Raw genomic sequence first — 14,737 nt, forward strand, 5'->3', positions numbered from 1 at the left:
CTCCGGCGCCCGCGAAGCCCGCCGCCGCCGCTCCGGCCCCGGCCGCCGCGAAGCCGGCCGCCGCAGCCGCGAAGGCCGCGCCCGCCGCCGCGGCGCCCGACGGTCCCGATCTGGTCACCCTGCGTGGTCCCGCCGCCGCTGTCGCGAAGAACATGAGCGCCTCGCTGGACGTGCCGACCGCCACCTCGGTCCGCGCGGTCCCGGTGAAGCTGCTGTTCGACAACCGCATCGTCATCAACAACCACCTCAAGCGCGCCCGGGGCGGGAAGATCTCCTTCACGCACCTGATCGGCTTCGCGATGGTGCAGGCCCTCAAGGCCATGCCGTCGATGAACTACTCGTTCGCGGAGAAGGACGGCAAGCCGACCCTGGTCAAGCCGCCGCACGTGAACTTCGGCCTGGCCATCGACCTGGTGAAGCCCAACGGCGACCGCCAGCTCGTCGTGGCCGGCATCAAGAAGGCCGAGACGCTGAACTTCTTCGAGTTCTGGCAGGCCTACGAGGACATCGTCCGTCGCGCCCGCGACAACAAGCTGACGATGGACGACTTCACCGGCGTCACGGTCTCCCTGACCAACCCCGGCGGCCTCGGCACCGTCCACTCGGTCCCGCGTCTGATGCCCGGCCAGTCGGTCATCATGGGCGTCGGCTCCATGGACTACCCGGCGGAGTTCCAGGGCACCAGCCAGGACACCCTGAACAAGCTCGGCATCTCGAAGGTCATGACGCTCACGTCGACCTACGACCACCGGGTCATCCAGGGCGCCGCCTCCGGCGAGTTCCTGCGCTCGGTCGCCAACCTTCTCCTCGGCGAGAACGGCTTCTACGACGATATCTTCGAGGCGCTGCGCATCCCGTACGAGCCGGTCCGCTGGCTCCGGGACATCGACGCCTCGCACGACGACGACGTCACCAAGGCCGCCCGGGTCTTCGAGCTGATCCACTCCTACCGGGTCCGCGGCCACGTCATGGCCGACACCGACCCGCTGGAGTACAAGCAGCGCAAGCACCCCGACCTGGACATCACCGAGCACGGCCTCACCCTGTGGGACCTGGAGCGCGAGTTCGCGGTCGGCGGCTTCGCCGGCAAGTCGATGATGAAGCTGCGCGACATCCTCGGCGTGCTGCGCGACTCGTACTGCCGCACCACCGGCATCGAGTTCATGCACATCCAGGACCCGAAGCAGCGCAAGTGGATCCAGGACCGCGTGGAGCGCCCGCACTCCAAGATGGAGCGCGAGGAGCAGCTGCGGATCCTGCGCCGCCTGAACGCGGCGGAGGCCTTCGAGACCTTCCTGCAGACGAAGTACGTCGGCCAGAAGCGCTTCTCCCTGGAGGGCGGCGAGTCCGTCATCCCGCTGCTCGACGCGGTGATCGACTCCGCGGCCGAGTCCCGCCTGGACGAGGTCATCATCGGCATGGCCCACCGCGGCCGCCTGAACATCCTCGCGAACATCGTCGGCAAGTCGTACGCCCAGATCTTCCGCGAGTTCGAGGGCAACCTCGACCCGAAGTCGATGCACGGCTCCGGCGACGTGAAGTACCACCTGGGCGCCGAGGGCACCTTCACCGGCCTGGACGGCGAGCAGATCAAGGTCTCGCTGGCCGCCAACCCGTCCCACCTGGAGACCGTCGACCCGGTCATCGAGGGCATCGCCCGCGCCAAGCAGGACATCATCAACAAGGGCGGCACGGACTTCACGGTCCTGCCCGTCGCGCTGCACGGCGACGCGGCCTTCGCGGGCCAGGGCGTGGTGGCCGAGACCCTGAACATGTCGCAGCTGCGCGGCTACCGCACCGGCGGCACGGTCCACATCGTCATCAACAACCAGGTCGGCTTCACCGCCGCCCCGGAGTCCTCGCGCTCCTCGATGTACGCGACGGACGTGGCCCGCATGATCGAGGCCCCGATCTTCCACGTGAACGGCGACGACCCCGAGGCCGTCGTGCGCGTCGCACGCCTGGCCTTCGAGTTCCGCCAGGCGTTCAACAAGGACGTGGTGATCGACCTCATCTGCTACCGCCGCCGCGGTCACAACGAGTCGGACAACCCGGCCTTCACCCAGCCGCTGATGTACGACCTGATCGACAAGAAGCGCTCGGTGCGCAAGCTCTACACCGAGTCCCTGATCGGTCGCGGCGACATCACCCTGGAAGAGGCCGAGCAGGCCCTGCAGGACTACCAGGGCCAGCTGGAGAAGGTCTTCACGGAGGTCCGCGAGGCCACCGCGCAGCCGACCGCCGCGGACGCCCACGAGCCGCAGGACGGCTTCCCGGTGGCCGTGCCGACGGCGATCTCCACAGAGGCCGTCAAGCGCATCGCCGAGTCCCAGGTCAACATCCCGGACTACTTCACCGTCCACCCGCGTCTGCTGCCGCAGCTGCAGCGCCGGGCGGCGATGATCGAGGACGGCACGATCGACTGGGGCATGGGCGAGACCCTCGCCATCGGCTCGCTGCTGATGGAGGGCACCCCGGTGCGCCTCTCCGGCCAGGACTCCCAGCGCGGCACCTTCGGCCAGCGCCACGCGGTCCTGATCGACCGGGAGACGGGCGCGGACTACACCCCGCTCCTCTACCTGTCCGAGGACCAGGCCCGCTACAACGTCTACAACTCGCTGCTCTCCGAGTACGCGGTGATGGGCTTCGAGTACGGCTACTCGCTGGCCCGTCCGGACGCGCTGGTGATGTGGGAGGCGCAGTTCGGTGACTTCACCAACGGCGCCCAGTCGGTCATCGACGAGTACATCTCGGCGGCGGAGCAGAAGTGGGGCCAGACCAGTGGCGTCACCCTCCTCCTCCCGCACGGCTACGAGGGCCAGGGCCCGGACCACTCCTCGGCCCGCATCGAGCGCTTCCTGCAGCTGTGCGCGCAGAACAACATGACGGTCGCGATGCCGACCCTCCCCTCGAACTACTTCCACCTTCTGCGCTGGCAGGTGCACAACCCGCACCACAAGCCGCTGGTCGTCTTCACCCCGAAGTCGATGCTGCGTCTCAAGGCGGCTGCCTCGAAGGCGGAGGAGTTCACGAGCGGGCAGTTCCGCCCGGTCATCGGCGACGCCTCGGTCGACCCGGCCGCGGTCCGCAAGGTCGTCTTCTGCACCGGCAAGGTCTATTACGACCTGGAGGCCGAGCGGCAGAAGCGCGGCGTCACGGACACCGCGATCATCCGCCTCGAGCGCCTGTACCCGCTGCCGGGTGCGGAGCTCCAGGCCGAGGTCAACAAGTACCCGAACGCCGAGAAGTACCTGTGGACCCAGGAGGAGCCGGCGAACCAGGGTGCCTGGCCGTTCATCGCGCTCAACCTGATCGACCACCTGGACCTGGCGGTCGGCGCGGACGTCCCGGCCGGCGAGCGCCTGCGCCGCATCTCCCGCCCGCACTCCTCGTCCCCGGCGGTGGGTTCGGCCAAGCGCCACCAGGCGGAGCAGGAGCAGCTGGTGCGTGAGGTCTTCGACGCGTAGGCCTCCGGCACGCGATGAAGGGCCCGGTCCCCGTTACGGGGGCCGGGCCCTTCGGCGCGTGCGGAGAGGCTCAGCTGGGCGCCCACTCGTGATCCGACACACGAACCCGGGACATTAGGCTGGTAGGAACCCGTCAACGGGCACCGACACAGGTTCGCAGGAGAGCAACCCATGTACTTCACCGACCGAGGCATCGAGGAGCTGGAGAAGCGACGCGGCGAGGAAGAGGTCACCTTCGAGTGGCTCGCGGAACAGCTCCGCACGTTCGTCGATCTCAACCCCGACTTCGAGGTCCCGGTGGAGCGCCTGGCGACCTGGCTGGCGCGACTGGACGACGAGGACGAGGAGTAGCCGGTCCCAGGCGGCCCGTGCCGCGGCCGCGGCACGGCCTCACCCCCGGTCGTTCAGTCCCGCGGAAACACCGTCTCGTACGACAGCTCCAGTGCCCCGTGCACCATCAGCAGGACTCCCAGCGCGACCCATCCCGCGCTGCGCCGCCGTACCCCCCATCCGGCGACCGGCAACCCCACGGCCACCTCGGCCAGGGCCACCCGATGAGCCCTCGGCAGCCCTTCCTCCGCCCCGCCGCCCCCGACGCCCTCGACGTGCCGCACGCAGGCCCCGGCGCCGGCCACCTCGCAGAGGCGTTCGGCCGGTTCGCCGGGCGCGAACTCCTCCGGCAGTTCCAGCCCCGCGCGCGTGAGGACAGCGGTCAGCCCCCGCAGCCGCGCGCCCGCGTCGGCCGCCGGATCCGGCGTGGTCAGCCGGTCGAGGACCTGCATGTCCAGCACCGGGTCCAGCCCCAGACGCGCCGCGAACGTGTGCATCGCCTCGGTCTCCCCCGCCGGCGTGCCGTCGGCGAGCCACACGTAGCCGACCGGGCGGCGGAATCCGGCGACGAGGGTGAAACCGGCGCGGTCGGCGTCCCACCACAGCGCGAGCACCGGCCACGCGGACCCCACGGCGAGCGCGGTGGCCCAGCCGGTCAGGACGCGGTCGACGGGCTCGCCCGCGCGCAGCCATGGCGTGTCCTCGGGGACGAGGAGGCTCCACTCGCCGGCCTCGGTCAGCAGCATCCGTTGCCGCAGCAGAGTGGCGAGCGGGGTGACGGCGTCGGGAGCGGCCCGGCAGAGCAGCAGGGCACCGGAAGAGGGGGCGGGGGCAGGCCGGGAGACGGCCTTCGATTCGTCCGTCGGCATGAACACACGCTAAGCAATTCACCCGCTTATCGCCCGATATAGGGCTTCGCCGGACCCCGCGAGGTCAAGTTCGGGCTCGACCCATCACGCGAAAGAGTGTCTTGACTTCCGTCGGCCACGATATATCGTGTTTCACGGAAGACGCGATATGGCTCGTCGAGCCGTGCAATCGCGTTCGCGTCCAGCCGTCGTGTCCGGCCCTAGGAGGTCCGCACCATGTCCAAGTCCGAGTGGTCCGTCGCCGAGCCCAGGAAGCTCGACTTCGACACCCCCGTGAGCGACCTGCACGTCCGCATCGTCAACGGAACAGTCAACGTCGTGGGCACCGACGAGGGTTCCACCCGCCTGGAAGTCACCGAGATCGAGGGTCCGCCCCTGATCGTCACGCACGAGGGCGGCACCCTCACGGTGGCCTACGAGGACCTCCCCTGGAAGGGCTTCCTCAAGTGGCTCGACCGCAAGGGCTGGCGGCGCAGCGCGGTGGTCTCCCTCGCCGTCCCGGCGGACACCCGGGTGGAGGTGGGGGTGGTCGGCGCGGCGGCCGTCGTCTCCGGCATCACCGGCACCTCGGTGGTCAAGGGCGTCACCGGCGACACCACCCTGGTCGCCCTCTCCGGCGAGGTCCGCGCGGACACGGTGTCCGGGAACCTGGAGGCCCAGGCCGTCACCGGCAACCTGCGGTTCAACTCCGTCTCCGGCGACCTGACCGTCGTCGAGGGCTCGGGCTCCGCCGTGCGGGCCGACTCGGTCAGCGGCTCCATGATCATCGACCTGGACCCGGACGGCCCGACCGACGTCCGGCTGACCAGCGTCTCCGGCGAGATCGCCATCCGGCTGCCGCACCCGGCCGACGCCGAGGTCGAGGCCAACACCGCGAGCGGCACGATCTCCAACGCCTTCGACGGACTGCGGGTGCACGGCCAGTGGGGCGCCCACAAGATCACCGGCCGCCTCGGCGCGGGCACCGGCAAGCTCCGCGCCACCACGGTCTCCGGCTCCATCGCCCTGCTGCGCCGCCCGCCCAAGGAGGACGACGACGCCACCGCAGACGGCGCCGCCGACGACGCAACCGGCGGCACGACCGAGAAGAAGGTTCTCTGACATGCCTCCCGTCTTCGCCCACGGCCGCCTCCGCCTCTACCTCCTCAAGCTGCTGGACGAGGCCCCGCGCCACGGCTACGAGGTGATCCGGCTGCTGGAGGAGCGCTTCCAGGGCCTGTACGCCCCGTCGGCGGGCACCGTCTACCCCCGCCTCGCCAAGCTGGAGGCCGAGGGCCTGGTCACCCACACCACCGAGGGCGGCCGCAAGGTCTACGCCATCACGGACGCCGGCCGGGCCGAACTGGCGGACCGCAGCGGCGAGCTGGCCGACCTGGAGCTGGAGATCCGCGAGTCGGTGGCGGAACTGGCCGCCGAGATAAGGGCCGACGTGCGCGGCGCGGCCGGCGATCTGCGCCGCGAGGTGCGCGCGGCCGCCTCCGAGGCCCGGCACGGCGGCGCGACGGGCACCGGGGAGTTCGGCGACCTCGGTGACAAGGAGTCGTGGCGGGCCGCCAAGGAGGAGATGCGCCGGGTCAAGCAGGAGTGGAAGGAGCAGGCCCGCCGCGCCAAGGACGAGAGCCGCCGGGCCCGTGACGAGGCCCAGCGGGCCCGCCGGCAGGCCCAGGAGGCCCAGGCCCGGGCGCGGGCCCAGGCCCAGGAGGAGATGCAGCGCATCGCCCGCCGGGTGCAGGAGCACGTCCAGGACCACTTCACGCGCGGCGACTGGCCGACGGGAGTCCGCGAGGGCCTCACCGAACTGGCCAAGGAGTTCGGCGAGTTCGGAAAGGACTTCGGCAAGGACTTCGGCTTCGGCGGCCGCACCGAGCCGACCCCCGACACCGAGACCGGCACCGGCACCGGCACCGGCCCGGACCTGCGCAAGCCGCCCCCCACACCGGCCCCGGAGTACTCGCAGACCCCGGAGGACTTCCCGGCGCAGTACGCCCCCGCGTGGGCGCACGGCGACGAGACCGACACCGGCGACCCGGCCCGCGACCTCGACCGGCTCCTGGACCGTTTCCGCGACGACATCCGCGACGCGGCCCGCGACCACGGAGTCACCACGGACCAGCTCCGCGAGGCCCGCCGCCACCTCTCGACGGCAGCGGCCCACATAGGAGCGCTGCTGCGCACCCCGAAACCCTGAGGAACGGCCGTAAGGGGGCGGGCCCCTCAGGAGCTGGTCAGCACGATCTTCCCGAACTGGTCGCCGGACTCAAGCCGTTCGAAGCCCTCGCGGGCGCGGTCGAGCGGGAGCAGCTCGTCGATGACGGGACGTACTCCGGTGGCGGCGCAGAAGGCGAGCAGGTCCTCCAGTTCGTCCTTGGTCCCCATGGTCGAGCCCACGACCTTCAGCTCGAGGAAGAAGATCCGGGTCAGCTCGGCGTGCGAGGGACGGTCGCCGCTGGTGGCGCCGGAGATGACGATGGTGCCGCCGGGCCGCAGCGACTTCACCGAGTGGGACCAGGTGGCGGCGCCGACGGTCTCGATGACGGCGTCCACGCGCTGTGGCAGCCGGGCCCCCGGCTCCACCGCTTCGACGGCACCCAGTTCCAGGGCCCGCTTCCGCTTCGCCTCGTCGCGGCTGGTGGCGAAGACCCGCAGCCCGGCGGCCTTGCCGAGCACGATCGCGGCCGTGGCGACACCGCCGCCCGCGCCCTGCACGAGGACCGAGTCGCCGGGGCGTACGCCCGCGTTGGTGAAGAGCATCCGGTAGGCCGTCAGCCAGGCGGTGGGCAGGCAGGCGGCCTCGGCGAAGGAGAGCTCCCTGGGCTTGGGCAGGATGTTCCAGGTGGGCACGGCGACCTGCTCGGCGAAGGTGCCCTGGTAGCGCTCGGTGAGGATGGACCGGGGCTCGTTCGGCCCGACCCCGTGGCCGCTCTGCCCGATCACGGAGTGCAGGACGACCTCGTTGCCGTCCTCGTCGACGCCGGCGGCGTCACAGCCGAGGATCATCGGCAGCCGCTCCTCGGGCAGACCGACGCCGCGCAGGGACCAGAGGTCGTGATGGTTGAGGGAGGCGGCCCGTACATTGACGGTGCTCCAGCCGGCCCGGGCCTCGGGGGCGGGGCGCTCCCCCAACTCAAGGCCGGAGAGCGGCTGGTCGCGGTCGATTCGGGCGGCGTAGACGGCGAACATAGGGCCGACGATAGGTTCCCGGCGGCGACCGCGAAACCGGGGACCGCTGTGACACATCCCCTCTTGCGCACAACGCCCCGCCCACAGCGCCCCGTCCACAGCGCCCCGTAAGGGGCGCGGGGCTGTATTCGATATGCGGCTCCGCCGCGTGGGCGCGACCAGCCCCCCACCCACCGGCACGGGACAACGACCCCCGCCACCCCGATACGGGGGTCTGGGGGCGGCAGCCCCCAGCACAACGCTCACCTCGCAGGCACCCGATCGGGTGGGCGGGTGGGCAAAGAAATGGCCCCGCCCAAGAAGAGCGAGGCCATTCGAGTCACCGCCGGGCAACACCTTCGGCCCGCGCAGCCGCGGCCACCGCCGCAGTCACCGCAGGCGCAACCCGCTCGTCGAACGGAGAGGGAATGACATAGTCGGCGGCGAGATCATCCCCGACGACCGACGCCAGCGCCTCCGCCGCCGCGATCTTCATCCCCTCGGTGATCCGGGAGGCCCGCACCTGGAGCGCGCCCGCGAAGATCCCGGGGAACGCCAGCACGTTGTTGATCTGGTTCGGGAAGTCCGACCGCCCGGTCGCCACGACCGCCGCGTACTTGTGGGCGACGTCGGGGTGCACCTCCGGGTTCGGGTTGGCCATGGCGAACACGAACGCGCCCTCGGCCATCGAGGCGACGGCCTCCTCCGGGACCGTACCGCCGGAGACGCCGATGAAGACGTCGGCGCCGGCCAGCGCGTCCTCCAGCGTGCCCTTGAGCCCGGCCTTGTTGGTGAACCCGGCGACCTCGCGCTTGACCGGGGTGAGGTCGTCGCGGTCGGCCGAGATGATGCCCTTGCGGTCGGCGAGGGCGACGTCCCCGATGCCGGCCTCGACCAGCATCTTGGCGATGGCGACCCCGGCCGCGCCGGCGCCCGAGATCACCGCCCGCAGCTGCCCGATCTCCCGCCGGCTGAGCCGCGCCGCGTTCCGCAGCGCCGCCAGCGTCACGACGGCCGTACCGTGCTGGTCGTCGTGGAAGACCGGGATGTCGAGCCGCTCCTGGAGCTTGCGCTCGATCTCGAAGCACCGCGGTGCCGAGATGTCCTCCAGGTTGACCCCGCCGAAGGAGGGGGCGAGCCGGACGACGGTCTCCACGATCTCGTCGACGTCGGTGCAGGCGAGGGCGATGGGGACCGCGTCCACGCCGCCGAACTGCTTGAAGAGGATCGCCTTGCCCTCCATCACGGGGAGGGAGGCCTCGGGACCGATGTCCCCGAGGCCGAGCACGGCCGTACCGTCGGTGACGACGGCCACGACGGACGACTTCCATGTGTAGTCGTTGACCAGGTCGGGCTGTTCCGCGATCGCGGTGCACACGCGCGCGACTCCGGGCGTGTACGCGAGGGAAAGGTCGTCCTTGTCACGGATCGGCACGGTGGCCTGCACGGCCATCTTGCCGCCGCGGTGCAGCGCGAATGCCGGATCGAAGGAATCGAGGGGCTCGGCCCCGCCGTCCTGGTCCGTATTGCCCGACGCGCTGTCGCTGCGAGGATTGACGATCTCCGCTGCCACTTGTCTTACCCCTTAGGTATGCATGGTTTGAGGGTCGGCCACTCCCGGTGAGGGAGTGGGCGGGCACCGCGCAGGGCCCGATCACTGATACGTACGAGTGGCACGTACGAGCACCTGCGCGACGGGCGCGCCGCACACGCGCCCTGAGCCCCGGATGAGGGGTGTAAAGAACCTTCTTACCGGACGGACGGCGCTCCCGACGAGTCGAATAGGCGCAAGGTCACATCACGGATGTCGTAGGTAACCGACAGATGAGCGGCCGAGTGACCGGTGGACGACCACGGGGCGGAGCCTGAGATGAACCGGCGGTGAACCGTAGATCTTCCGGCCAGAAGGTCGGATTCCCGCAGATGTGCGGGGCGGCGGGTCGAGGAAGGACCGGCCTGACGCGTCACGGGGGTCACCCGTTATCCGATTTTGACATGGTGACACGTCTGCTTGGAGCAATCCCAATGGCAGGATGCCGTAAACCCACGAGGTCGCGACACCCGAAGGTGTGTGTTTCCGTCGACCCAACGGCATATCGACATATCAGACACATCGGTATATCGGCTTGTCCTACCCACTGCCGGAGGAACCCACCATGACCGCACGCTTCACCCGTCGTACCACCGCCTCGCACTCCAGGATTGCTGCGTTCGGTGCGATCGCGGTCGCGGGCACCCTGATCCTCACCGGCTGCGGTGACCAGACCGACAAGGGCGGCGACGGCGGCTCCTCCTCGACCTCCTCGGCCCCGCTGGCGAGCAAGCTGCCGGCCGACATCCGCAAGGCCGGTGTCATCAAGATCGGCTCCGACATCGCCTACCCGCCGGTCGAGTACATGCAGAGCGGCAAGGCCGTCGGTGTCGACCCGGACATCGCGGACGCGCTGGGCAAGCAGCTGGGTGTCCGGTTCGATTTCCAGAACGGCAAGTTCGACCAGCTCATCGTGGGTCTGCAGGCCAACCGCTTCAACGCGATCATGTCGGCGATGAACGACACGAAGGCCCGCCAGGACGGCATCGACTCCGACACCGGCAAGAAGGTCGGCAACGGCGTCGACTTCGTCGACTACTTCACCGCCGGCACCTCGATCCTGGTCCAGAAGGGCAACCCGAAGGGCATCAAGTCCCTGGACGACCTGTGCGGCCAGGTCGTGGCCCTGCAGAAGGGCACCACGTCCGAGGGCATCGCCAAGGCGCAGAGCACGAAGTGTACGAAGGACGGCAAGAAGGCCATCACGCTGCAGACCTTCGACACCGACCCCGAGGCGCTGCTCCGTCTGAAGCAGGGTGCCTCCGTCGCCGACCTGAACGACTTCCCGGTGGCCGCCTACAACGCCAAGACGTCCGGCAGCGGCAAGGACTTCGAGGTCGTCGGCGACCAGATCGAGGCCGGCCCGTACGGCATCGCGGTCAGCAAGGAGAACACCCAGCTGCGCGACGCGATCCAGGCCGCCGTGGCCGCCATCATCAAGAACGGCGACTACCAGAAGATCCTGGAGAAGTGGAACGTCACGCAGGGCGCGGTGACCGAGTCGAAGATCAACGGCGGCTCCTGAGCACCCCGGTCACGACTGAAGGGCCGTCACTGTGACTGACACGGTCGACAAGACCCCGGCGCCGTCCGTGCCGCCGGAGCAGATCAAGGCCATCCCGGTGCGCCACTACGGGCGTTGGGTGGCCGCCGCGGTGGTCATCGCCATCCTGGTGCTGATCGGCATGGCGTTCTCCAACGCGGACATCAACTACGGCATCATCCCGGACTACGTCACCGACGGGACGATCCTGTCGGGTGCCTGGCACACGCTGTACATCTCGGTACTGGCCATGGTGCTGGGCCTGGTCCTGGGTGTGATCCTCGCGATCATGCGGATGTCGTCGAACCCGGTCACCAGCACGGTGGCCTGGTTCTACATCTGGTTCTTCCGGGGCACCCCGGTCCTGGTCCAGTTGCTGCTCTGGTACAACATCGCGCTCGTGTTCCCCATCCTCAACCTGGGGTTCTACAAGGACGAGATGAACCAGGTGATGACGCCGTTCCTGGCGGCGCTCCTGGGCCTGGGCCTGAACGAGGCCGCCTACATGTCGGAGATCGTCCGGGCCGGCATCCAGTCGGTCGACGAGGGCCAGACGGAGGCCTCGCACGCGCTGGGCATGACCCAGGGCCAGACGCTGCGCCGGGTGATCCTGCCGCAGGCGATGCGGGTCATCGTGCCGCCGACGGGCAACGAGTACATCAACATGCTGAAGACGTCGTCGCTGGCGTCCGTGGTCCAGTTCCCCGAGCTGATCAAACGGGCCACGGACATCTCCAGCACCTCGCTCGCGGTGGTCGAGATGTATTTCGTGGCGTGCATCTGGTACCTGTTCCTCACCACGATCTTCAGCATCGTCCAGTACTACATCGAGCGCCATTACGCCCGCGGTTCGTCGCGCAGCCTGCCGCCGACGCCGTTGCAGCGACTGCGGAAGAACCTGTCCCGGTGGGGCTCGTTCCGTCGCCCGGAGGTGGCCCGATGAGCGGTCTCGCGAAGGACATCACCCCGCCGAGCAGCGGGGCGCCGATGGTCAAGGCCGAGGGCGTGCACAAGTCGTTCGGTCTTGCGCACATCCTCAAGGGCATCGACCTGGAGGTGCTGCCGCGCGAGGTGTTCTGCCTGATCGGCCCGTCCGGTTCCGGCAAGTCCACGTTCCTGCGGTGCATCAACCATCTGGAGAAGATCAGCGCCGGCCGGCTGTACGTCGACGGCCACCTGGTCGGCTACCGCCAGCACGGCGACAAGCTCTACGAGCTGAAGGAGAAGGAGGTCGCGGCGCAGCGGCGGGACATCGGCATGGTGTTCCAGCGCTTCAACCTCTTCCCGCACATGACGGCCCTGGAGAACGTCATGGAGGCGCCGGTCCAGGTCAAGCGCGAGTCCAAGGCGGTGGCCCGCGAGCGGGCACAGCGCCTCCTTGACCGGGTCGGCCTCGGCGACCGTACCGGGCACTATCCGGCGCAGCTCTCCGGCGGCCAGCAGCAGCGCGTCGCGATCGCCCGCGCGCTCGCCATGCAGCCGAAGCTGATGCTCTTCGACGAGCCGACCTCGGCGCTCGACCCGGAGCTGGTCGGCGAGGTCCTGGACGTGATGCGGGACCTGGCCCAGGACGGCATGACGATGATCGTCGTCACGCACGAGATGGGCTTCGCCCGCGAGGTCGGCGACAGCCTGGTCTTCATGGACGACGGCGTGGTGGTCGAGTCCGGCCACCCGCGCGACGTCCTGACCAACCCCCAGCACGACCGGACGAAGTCGTTCCTGTCGAAGGTGCTGTAGCGGTACGGGACGAAGGGGCGGTACGACATCTCGTACCGCCCCTTCGGTCTACCTGAGGGCGAGCAGCAGCGTGTCCGACGGCGAGCACCACACCGCCCGCGCCTCCCCGAACCCCTTCTCGCGCAGCACGCGCGCGTGCCAGGCCGCCGAGGGCATGTCGCCGTCCGCGTGCTCGCCGTAGATCTCGAAGCGGCGGGCCGTCGGCCCGGCGAGCGCCGGATCCTGCGCCGCCAGCTGCCACCACTCGGCCCAGTCCAGCACCCCCGCCGCTTTGGCCTGATCCATACGCCGATGCCGCTGCGCCCGTTCCGCCGCATTGATCCGGGGCGTGCTGTCGTCGATCATGTGGTCCGCGTTCATGAAGAGACCGCCGTCGCGGACGAGTCCCGCGACCTGACCGTAGAGGGCAGCGAGGGGTTCGCTGTGCAGCCAGTGCAGGGCCGTGGCCGTGAGCACCGCGTCGTACGCGTCGTACGGCAGCCTCGCGGGCCACTCCGGGTCCTTGAGGTCGGCGGTGACGAACGTGACCCGGTCGTCGCCCGCGAAGGTGCCCTCGGCGATGGCGAGGAGGGCCGGGTCGAGGTCGACCCCGGTGCTCACCGCGTCCGGGAAGCGGGCGAGCAGCCGGGCGGTGATGCTGCCGGTGCCGCACGCGAGGTCGAGGACCCGGGGTGCCGTGCCGACGAGCGCCTCCACCATGTCGAGCATGATCCTGAACCGCTCCTCGCGGTCCGGCATGTACCACTCCTGCTGCCGGTCCCAGCTCTCCTGCCAGGCACCCCAGCCGGCCTCGGTCGTGGTCGTGGTCGTCGGCGCGTCCGTCATGGCAACCCTCCACCGCACAAGTCCCGTAATACCCTGGAAGTACGACCGGCTGTTACCCGACCGCACGACCGACCATAGAGTGCCCGCGTAAGGACTACAAGTGGAACTGGCCTATTACTCGGATTACGCCGTCCGGCTCGTCAACAGCGAGGAACCGGCCCGGGGCAAGGACTCCCTGACCTCGGTCGAGGCCGTCCGCGATCTCTTCGCCGGCAACCAGCAGGCCGCCCGGCGCGCCACCGACGCCGACCTCACCCGCTTCCGCTCGGTCCGGGCCCGGCTGCGCGCGGTCTTCGAGGCGGCCGACAAGGGCGAGGAGACCCTCGCCGTGGACCTGCTGAACTCACTCCTGCTGGAGTTCCCGGTCAGCCCGCAGATCTCCGGGCACGACTTCCGGGACGAGGACGGCCGCCCGCTGTGGCACATGCACCTGGCCGACCACCCCTCCAACGCCACCGCCGGCTATACGGCGATCGCGGCAATGGGCCTGGCCTTCCACCTCACCGAGTACGGCGTCGACCGCCTCGGCCTGTGCGAGGCGGCACCGTGCCGCAACGCCTACCTCGACACCTCGACCAACCGCTCCCGGCGCTACTGCTCGGACCGCTGCGCGACCCGCGCCAACGTGGCCGCCTACCGGGCCCGCAAGCGCCTTGAGGCGGAGCGGCCCGGACGATCCGACGACAGCACCGGCCTGGCGGCCGAGAGCGCCCAGCGGGCCAGCGCCAGCGGCGAACGCTGATCCGCCCTGCGCGGCCGCCAGCGGAACAGGGCCCGGCCGAGGATGAGCTCCTCCGGCACGGTCCCGTAGTCCGTGCTGTCCCCGCCCGCGTACGCGTTGTCCCCGAGCACCCACCAGCCGCCCTCGCGCAGTTCCACGGCCCGCTTGACGACGAGCAGGTCCTGCTGGAAGGGGTGGCGCAGGACGACGACGTCACCGGCCCGTACCCGGGCCCCGTACCGCACCAGGAGCTGATCCCCCTGGTACAGCGTGGGCACCATGGACGGGCCGGTCACCTCGGCCAGTCCATAGGGCGCGGCGCCCCTCCCCCGCTCGGTCTCCTGCGACAGCTCCGGCATCCCCGGCACCTCCCCGGTCCGTTCCTCCACCAGTCTCAGTCTGACCCTGGACTTTTGTCCTAAGCCCATGGGGGCACTCGCGAAAACGCGCTTCCCAGGGAGTAATGTCCCACCTGAGAAGACGATCACGAGG

13 protein-coding genes are annotated in these 14,737 nt (G+C 69.9%); 8 read left to right on the forward strand and 5 right to left on the reverse strand.

Annotation, left to right across the window (positions count from 1 at the left end):
* Both KVT45_RS50555 and KVT45_RS50560 read left to right on the forward strand, forming a co-directional pair.
* Positions 1-3,467, forward strand: a 3,467-nt coding sequence (locus tag KVT45_RS50555) for a multifunctional oxoglutarate decarboxylase/oxoglutarate dehydrogenase thiamine pyrophosphate-binding subunit/dihydrolipoyllysine-residue succinyltransferase subunit (RefSeq protein ID WP_217561096.1), incomplete at its 5' end; no start/stop codon positions are given.
* A 171-nt stretch (positions 3,468-3,638) separates the two neighbouring features.
* Positions 3,639-3,818: a DUF6104 family protein gene (locus tag KVT45_RS50560; RefSeq protein ID WP_023586593.1), complete on the forward strand. Its 180-nt coding sequence runs from the start codon at positions 3,639-3,641 to the stop codon at positions 3,816-3,818.
* Positions 3,819-3,871: 53 nt separating this feature from the next.
* Here KVT45_RS50560 and KVT45_RS50565 read toward each other — a convergent pair whose 3' ends face one another.
* Entirely contained in the window at positions 3,872-4,666 is a 795-nt protein-coding gene (locus KVT45_RS50565) for a hypothetical protein (RefSeq protein WP_217561098.1), read from the reverse strand.
* Positions 4,667-4,882: 216 nt separating this feature from the next.
* Here KVT45_RS50565 and KVT45_RS50570 point away from each other — a divergent pair, with 216 nt between their 5' ends.
* Together KVT45_RS50570 and KVT45_RS50575 are read left to right on the forward strand one after the other, a co-directional pair.
* Entirely contained in the window at positions 4,883-5,767 is an 885-nt protein-coding gene (locus KVT45_RS50570; RefSeq protein WP_217561101.1) for a DUF4097 family beta strand repeat-containing protein, read from the forward strand.
* A 1-nt stretch (position 5,768) separates the two neighbouring features.
* Positions 5,769-6,854, forward strand: coding sequence for a PadR family transcriptional regulator (locus tag KVT45_RS50575; protein WP_217561102.1), 1,086 nt, complete (start codon positions 5,769-5,771; stop codon positions 6,852-6,854).
* Positions 6,855-6,880: 26 nt separating this feature from the next.
* Here the strand turns inward: KVT45_RS50575 and KVT45_RS50580 are convergent, their stop codons facing one another.
* The gene (locus tag KVT45_RS50580; RefSeq protein ID WP_217561104.1) at positions 6,881-7,846 is read right to left on the reverse strand and encodes a zinc-binding dehydrogenase; all 966 of its coding nucleotides are present in this window, start codon (positions 7,844-7,846) and stop codon (positions 6,881-6,883) included.
* Between the two features lie 319 nt (positions 7,847-8,165).
* The gene (locus KVT45_RS50585) at positions 8,166-9,398 is read right to left on the reverse strand and encodes an NADP-dependent malic enzyme (RefSeq protein WP_217561106.1); all 1,233 of its coding nucleotides are present in this window, start codon (positions 9,396-9,398) and stop codon (positions 8,166-8,168) included.
* Between the two features lie 583 nt (positions 9,399-9,981).
* Between KVT45_RS50585 and KVT45_RS50590 the strand changes: the two genes are divergently transcribed.
* Genes KVT45_RS50590 through KVT45_RS50600 form a run of 3 tightly spaced genes read left to right on the forward strand, consistent with a single transcriptional unit; the run spans position 9,982 to position 12,699 of the window.
* Positions 9,982-10,941 carry an ABC transporter substrate-binding protein gene (locus tag KVT45_RS50590; RefSeq protein ID WP_217561108.1) on the forward strand — a complete coding sequence of 320 codons (960 nt, stop codon included), beginning with the start codon at positions 9,982-9,984 and terminating at the stop codon, positions 10,939-10,941.
* Between the two features lie 31 nt (positions 10,942-10,972).
* The gene (locus KVT45_RS50595) at positions 10,973-11,902 is read left to right on the forward strand and encodes an amino acid ABC transporter permease (RefSeq protein ID WP_217561110.1); all 930 of its coding nucleotides are present in this window, start codon (positions 10,973-10,975) and stop codon (positions 11,900-11,902) included.
* Complete coding sequence (locus KVT45_RS50600; RefSeq protein ID WP_302832679.1) at positions 11,899-12,699, forward strand: amino acid ABC transporter ATP-binding protein; 801 nt, start codon at positions 11,899-11,901, stop codon at positions 12,697-12,699. The genes KVT45_RS50595 and KVT45_RS50600 overlap by 4 nt, the downstream gene beginning before the upstream one ends.
* A gap of 48 nt (positions 12,700-12,747) precedes the next feature.
* Here KVT45_RS50600 and KVT45_RS50605 read toward each other — a convergent pair whose 3' ends face one another.
* Positions 12,748-13,524, reverse strand: coding sequence for a trans-aconitate 2-methyltransferase (locus tag KVT45_RS50605; protein WP_217561112.1), 777 nt, complete (start codon positions 13,522-13,524; stop codon positions 12,748-12,750).
* Between the two features lie 100 nt (positions 13,525-13,624).
* Between KVT45_RS50605 and KVT45_RS50610 the strand changes: the two genes are divergently transcribed.
* Complete coding sequence (locus KVT45_RS50610) at positions 13,625-14,266, forward strand: ABATE domain-containing protein (protein WP_217561114.1); 642 nt, start codon at positions 13,625-13,627, stop codon at positions 14,264-14,266.
* Here the strand turns inward: KVT45_RS50610 and sodX are convergent.
* Complete coding sequence (sodX, locus tag KVT45_RS50615; RefSeq protein WP_217561161.1) at positions 14,158-14,604, reverse strand: nickel-type superoxide dismutase maturation protease; 447 nt, start codon at positions 14,602-14,604, stop codon at positions 14,158-14,160. The two genes, KVT45_RS50610 and sodX, sit on opposite strands and share 109 nt — an antisense overlap.
* Between the last annotated feature and the right edge of the window lie 133 nt (positions 14,605-14,737).

The organism is Streptomyces sp. GbtcB6, assembly GCF_019091475.1.
GTDB classification, from domain to species: Bacteria; Actinomycetota; Actinomycetes; order Streptomycetales; family Streptomycetaceae; genus Streptomyces; species Streptomyces hyaluromycini.